The organism is Pseudomonas sp. P5_A2_2 (genome assembly GCF_054177685.1).
On sequence record NZ_JBGCUL010000266.1, the window covers coordinates 1 to 5,455 of the forward strand.

Consider the following 5,455-nt stretch of genomic DNA (forward strand, 5'->3'; position numbering starts at 1 on the left):
CGGCGAAACAGATGGGCATCAAGTTGTTGCCCGATGCTTTTTATCGCTACAGCACGTTTTATGGCGAAAAGGGCTTGGCCGCGAGGCTGGGAATTYTCAGGTCGCTGAAAGTCGGCACCCGCGAGTTCAGAAACGTCCTGGTCTTTGTCAGCGACCGGGATAATCTGTTGGGGCTGGATCTGATCGGCAAGCTGGGGCGCTTGAAGATCACCAGCAGAACACTGGAGCTGAATCCACCGCCGGCCAAACGCTGTGATGTGTCGATTGTCGTCAGCCGCCTGGATCTCAATCAACGGCTGGTGGTGGCCGCACAGCTGGATCGCCGGGCAACGCATGCCATCATCGATACCGGAAATGTCGACTACCTGACGGCCTCGTCGCCCGGCAGGCAGCTCAGTGTTGCGCAAGCGCTGACACCGGGACGCTCGAGCGTTACCGCCAACGACAACAAGCGCTTCCAACGCTTCGACGGCGTATTGGCCCTGCAAGGCATCACCATGGCAGTCACCTACAAATACTACCCGGGCTTTACCATCCCGCCGTCGCTGATAGGCGGGCAATATGTCCCGTCGATATTGCTCGGATGGCGCGCCTTCAAAGACTTTGAATTGAATCTGGACCTGGATTCAGGTCGCTCATGTCTAAATAAAGTTTGAACAACTTCGGTGTTTACCCACAATCCCTGTTGGCGGTTCTGTGGATAACATGTTCGCCCCTCGCTATACCCCATATAGATCAAGCCCTGCAAGCCGTCGCTCAAAAAACAACCAACCTGGTTCGTGTTTTTTCCAAGCTTTTTCAAGGGGATAAGTGCTGTTTTGGATGCAGACTTGCCCCCAATCTCTGTTGGCGCTTCTGTGGATAAGATGTTTGCTATCGGCTGTAGGCCTTATAGACAGAGGCGTGCAGGGCTTTGATCGTAAAATGATCAAAAGACGGTTTTGCGTCGTTAGCTACCGCGCAAACGTCGGGTTTTTGTGGGTTTCAGAGGTTTTCCACAGAGCCTTCGAAGTTAACCCCAAAGTCTGTTGGCGCTTCTGTGGATAAGGTGTTCGCGATCTTCTGTAAGGCATACAGAACGTGCCTTGCAGGCTTCTGATTAAAAAACATCCAACGGCACCTGAAAAACCGTTAATTGAATAAGTCACGGATTTTATTGGCGTTGTGTGGAAAAAATCCCTGAGAACTCACAGTTACCCACATTTGCTGTGAGTCGAGGTGTGGATAACTTGTTCGCGGAATGCTGCAAGCCATGATCGGCCTGGGCTACAGAGGGGTGGTTGTCTTTTGTACAGGTCGCGGGCTCGATCGACTGACGTGAAAGCGGCGTTTCTGCTCGTTAGCGATATGACCAGTTGATCGTCCCGATATATATCCAATTTAAATAAGTTTAGATTCCTATAGGTATATCAGACTATTTGACAGGATTTATCTCCCGGACTTTAATCTTCCTCACGCGATGAAATGAACAGGGTTGTTCAAAAAAATTTCTCTCCGGGTCTCTCCGTAGGAGTGGTGCAATGGATTGTTTTTGCGCTCAAGAATTGATGATATTTCCCATAAAAATCTCTCTTCTCCTTAGTGACTAGTCTAATAGCCTTGCGCGACGTATTCGTCAGTACTAAACAATGCGTGCGTGGGCACTATTAATCCCAGATGTTTTAGCAGGCCTGGCAGGGCAGGTCATTTAGTGAGCGAATTGTAGAATAATGATGAGCGATGCCGGTRGCTTATATCGGCGCTTGTCTATATGGGCACTACCGTGCGTTTAACACCAACTTACAAGGAGTTATAAAATGTCAGAAGCAGCCAAATCAAAAGTCAAGTCGGTCGCCGCCGCCGCTGTTGCGCCATCCAAAGAGGCGTATGTCGAACTTCTGAACGAAATGCGAGTTCACGATAAAAAGCGTTCGGAGGGCAGTGCCAGAGGCGTTCTGATGGCCTCGCCGCACCTGCAGCAGATTCATCTGCGCAGCCTCTATGTCAGTAGCAGCTCCAATGATCCGGCGGTGAGGTACCTTGAACCCAAGGCCCGGGAGGCGGGTGAGGGGCAGTCCGACCAGTCTGAATCAGAGTTGACCAAGGCAACGGAAGCGTTCCAGAATTCCGGTTCGACTGATACCACGCCTTATAAGAATAAACTCGATGAGCTGCGCAACCGAGACAAGGCGGCTGCGGATAAACGCATCGACAAGATGTATGACGAAGCCATTGCTCAAGTTGAGAAATTTCCGCAAAGTGGCGATGCCGTTGTCGGCTTTATGGATACCTTTGGTGGTCTGTTCAATGCAGTGCTGGATAAAATAGCCAACTTCTTCGTTGAGGTTGGTAAAAATATTCTGAATTGGCTGAAGAATGTCTGGGAGAAAATTACCAGCACGTTCAATTCGGTTGTTAGTTGGATCACAGGTTGGTTTTCCTGAACGTATCAACCGAATGGTGAGGTGGTGAATGATTAAGCCAATTGGGCCTCCGCCTTTTATCGATCCACTTGAACGTGAGTGGTGTTTTGCGTTTAATCTCGAAGAAAACAAAGCGCTTGAGGATAATAAGGCCAGGCTTGAAATTCTTCGTCAACGCGATAAAAAGAGGACTGAAGAAAAAATAGATGGCTTATATGACGAACTCCAGCGAAAAATCAATCCCGACTATAAAAGACCGCCCAGTGCCTCCGACATAGGCAATATTTTTTCGGTGGCGCAGAGCATTATCAAATCCTGGAACTGGTAGATGTTCCGTAACGGCATAAAAAACCGCGAGCATGCTCGCGGTTTTTTGTTCAGGGCCGAGGTGACGATACTCAGCCTTGTACCGGAACCCCTTTGAGGTACGGCGCTGGCTCGGCCCCAAGATTGCTCAGCAGACGTTCGCTGTACCAGTCCACGAAGTTCACCACGCCGAACTCATAGGTCTTGGAGTACGGGCCAGGCTGGTACGCGGTGGAGTTGATGCCGCGCTGGTTCTCTTCGGCCAGGCGACGGTCCTGGTCGTTGGTGGCATCCCAGACCTGGCGCATGCGCTCCACGTCGTAGTCCACGCCTTCGACCGCGTCCTTGTGCACGATCCACTTGGTGGTGACCATGGTTTCCTGAGCGCTGATCGGCCACACCGTGAAGACGATGATGTGGTCACCCATGCAGTGGTTCCAGGAGTGCGGCAGGTGCAGGATACGCATCGAGCCCAGGTCCGGGTTCTGGATCCGGCCCATGAGTTTTTTGCAGCCCTGCTTGCCGTCCAGGGTCATCGACACGGTGCCCTTGAGCAGCGGCATGCGCACGATGCGGTTACGCAGGCCGAAGCTGGCGTGGGCGTAAGGAATCTTCTCGGCTTCCCAGGCTGCGGCAGAGGCGGCGACGTGATCCTTGAACGCCTGGTCGGCGCGTGGGTCGGTGACGTCGTCCCATTCCAGCAGGGTTTTCAGCAGTTCCGGGTGCGACGCGTTGCAGTGGTAGCACTCGCGGTTGTTTTCCAGTACCAGTTTCCAGTTGGCCTTTTCCATCAAGGTGGTGGTAATTGCCACCTTGGTGTTCTCCATGTCGTACGGTTCCATGTAATGGTTCAGTGTCGACAGGAAGTCATCGATGGCCGGTGGGTTCTCCGCCAGGCTGATGAAGATGTAGCCGCCGGCGGTCTTCACATTTACCGGTTTGAGGCCGTACTGGTTCATGTCGAAGTCGGCACCCATTTCGGTGCCGGCGAACAGCAGGCGGCCGTCGAGTTCGTAGGTCCACTGGTGGTAGTGGCAGACCAGTTTGGCGACCTTGCCTTTCTCGCTGGTGCACAGGCGCGAACCACGGTGGCGGCAGACGTTATGGAACGCGTGCACCACACCTTCGGCGCCACGAATCACGATGATCGGGTTTTTGCCGATCTGCAGGGTCAGGTAGTTGCCCTTGGTCGGGATCTCGCAGGTCATGCCGGCGATCAACCACTCTTTCTGGAAGATTTCCTGCATGTCGATATCAAACAGGCGCTCGTCGGAGTAAAACGGCTGCGGCAGCGAGAAGGTGCGCTCGCGCTCTTGCAGCATCTGTGCAGTGGCCTTGCGTGCGGGTTCCAGCGGATCGCCCAGGCTCAGGGTAGTAGTGACGTCCATCATTTAATCCTCAAGGCCATTCTGTGTGGCCGGCGAATAGTGGCTACGGTTGTGCGACGCAAGACAAAAAACAGCAGTTATCTGTTGAGGCGAGTGTGGGGCCGGCGCTGCCCGGAACCTTATCCATGGGCGACATGGCCCAATCTGATCCCGACGCGCAACCCCCGGTAATTGGGGGCTGGTCGCGATAAGTATGTGAATGTCGCAGATAGGTAAATGGGAGGTTCGCGCTATACGCAGAATCGCAAACATGAAGGCCGACAGTCGGCCGTGGAGATCAGCATGTCCAACAGCTTCCTGAACCCGGTAACCACCCAGACCTGGGCCAATGGTCGGCACATCGTCCGTTGCGTCAAAGTCATCCAGGAAACCTGGGATGTGCGCACCTTCTGTTTCATGGCCGACCAGCCAATCCTGTTCTTTTTCAAACCCGGGCAATTCGTCACCCTGGAGCTGGAAATCGACGGCGTGCCGATCATGCGCTCCTACACCATTTCCAGTTCGCCGTCGGTGCCGTACAGCTTTTCGGTAACCATCAAGCGCGTGCCGGGGGGCAAGGTGTCCAACTGGCTGCACGACACTCTACATGAAGGCCAGGAGCTGGCGGTGCACGGGCCGGTCGGACTGTTCAATGCCATGGACTTCCCTGCGCCGAAAGTACTCTACCTCAGCGGCGGCGTCGGCATCACGCCGTGCATGTCCATGGCGCGCTGGTTCTACGACACCAACGGCAACGTCGACATGACGTTTATCCACAGTGCCCGCTCGCCCAAAGACATCATTTATCACCGCGAGCTGGAACACATGGCGTCGCGGATCGAGAACTTCAGCCTGCACCTGATCTGCGAGAAACATGGCATGGGTGAGCCCTGGGCCGGTTATCGCGGTTACCTGAACCACAGAATGCTTGAATTGATGGCACCGGATTTCCTTGAGCGCGAAGTGTTCTGCTGCGGCCCGACACCGTATATGAACGCGGTCAAGCGCTTGCTGGAAGGCGCTGGCTTCGACATGTCGCGCYACCACGAAGAGTCCTTCGGCGCGACTCCGCCAGAAGCCCGCGCCGACGCCGTGGAACACGCTGAACAAGCGGCTGATGCCCCGGAAATCGATGCGGCGGATCTGCATCAGGTGGAATTCATCGCATCCGGCAAGAGCATTCGCGTGGCCCCTGGCGAGACCGTGCATGCGGCGGCGGCCAAGGTCGGCCTGATGATCCCGAAAGCCTGCGGCATGGGCATCTGCGGCACCTGCAAGGTGCTGAAGCTGGGCGGCGAAGTGGAAATGGAACACAACGGCGGGATCACCGAGGAAGACGAAGCCGAAGGGTACATCCTGTCGTGCTGCAGTGTGCCGAAG

Annotated in this window: 4 protein-coding genes and 1 pseudogene; 4 read left to right on the forward strand and 1 reads right to left on the reverse strand. The window is 54.6% G+C overall.

What is annotated here, in order from left to right:
• The 3 genes and pseudogenes from ACXRVY_RS15830 to ACXRVY_RS15840 form a co-directional block, all read left to right on the forward strand.
• Nucleotides 1-656: pseudogene (locus ACXRVY_RS15830) on the forward strand (hypothetical protein); the annotation flags it as partial.
• Nucleotides 657-1,796: 1,140 nt separating this feature from the next.
• Complete coding sequence (locus ACXRVY_RS15835) at nucleotides 1,797-2,423, forward strand: hypothetical protein (RefSeq protein ID WP_223456811.1); 627 nt, start codon at nucleotides 1,797-1,799, stop codon at nucleotides 2,421-2,423.
• Nucleotides 2,424-2,451: 28 nt separating this feature from the next.
• Nucleotides 2,452-2,730, forward strand: a complete 279-nt coding sequence (locus tag ACXRVY_RS15840; RefSeq protein WP_223456813.1) for a hypothetical protein — start codon at nucleotides 2,452-2,454, stop codon at nucleotides 2,728-2,730.
• 70 nt (nucleotides 2,731-2,800) lie between these two features.
• Here the strand turns inward: ACXRVY_RS15840 and gbcA are convergent, their stop codons facing one another.
• Nucleotides 2,801-4,096: a glycine-betaine demethylase subunit GbcA gene (gene gbcA, locus ACXRVY_RS15845; RefSeq protein ID WP_223456815.1), complete on the reverse strand. Its 1,296-nt coding sequence runs from the start codon at nucleotides 4,094-4,096 to the stop codon at nucleotides 2,801-2,803.
• 282 nt (nucleotides 4,097-4,378) lie between these two features.
• Here gbcA and ACXRVY_RS15850 point away from each other — a divergent pair.
• On the forward strand, nucleotides 4,379-5,455 hold a 1,077-nt coding region (locus ACXRVY_RS15850; RefSeq protein WP_458237720.1), incomplete at its 3' end, for an FAD-binding oxidoreductase.

What these genes read in the sequence shown, in the direction of transcription:
- ACXRVY_RS15835 (WP_223456811.1), top strand. Translation starts at nt 1,797, where the DNA reads ATGTCAGAAGCAGCCAAATCAAAAGTCAAGTCGGTCGCCGCCGCCGCT.
- ACXRVY_RS15840 (WP_223456813.1), top strand. Translation starts at nt 2,452, where the DNA reads ATGATTAAGCCAATTGGGCCTCCGCCTTTTATCGATCCACTTGAACGT.
- gbcA (WP_223456815.1), bottom strand. Translation starts at nt 4,096, where the DNA reads ATGGACGTCACTACTACCCTGAGCCTGGGCGATCCGCTGGAACCCGCA.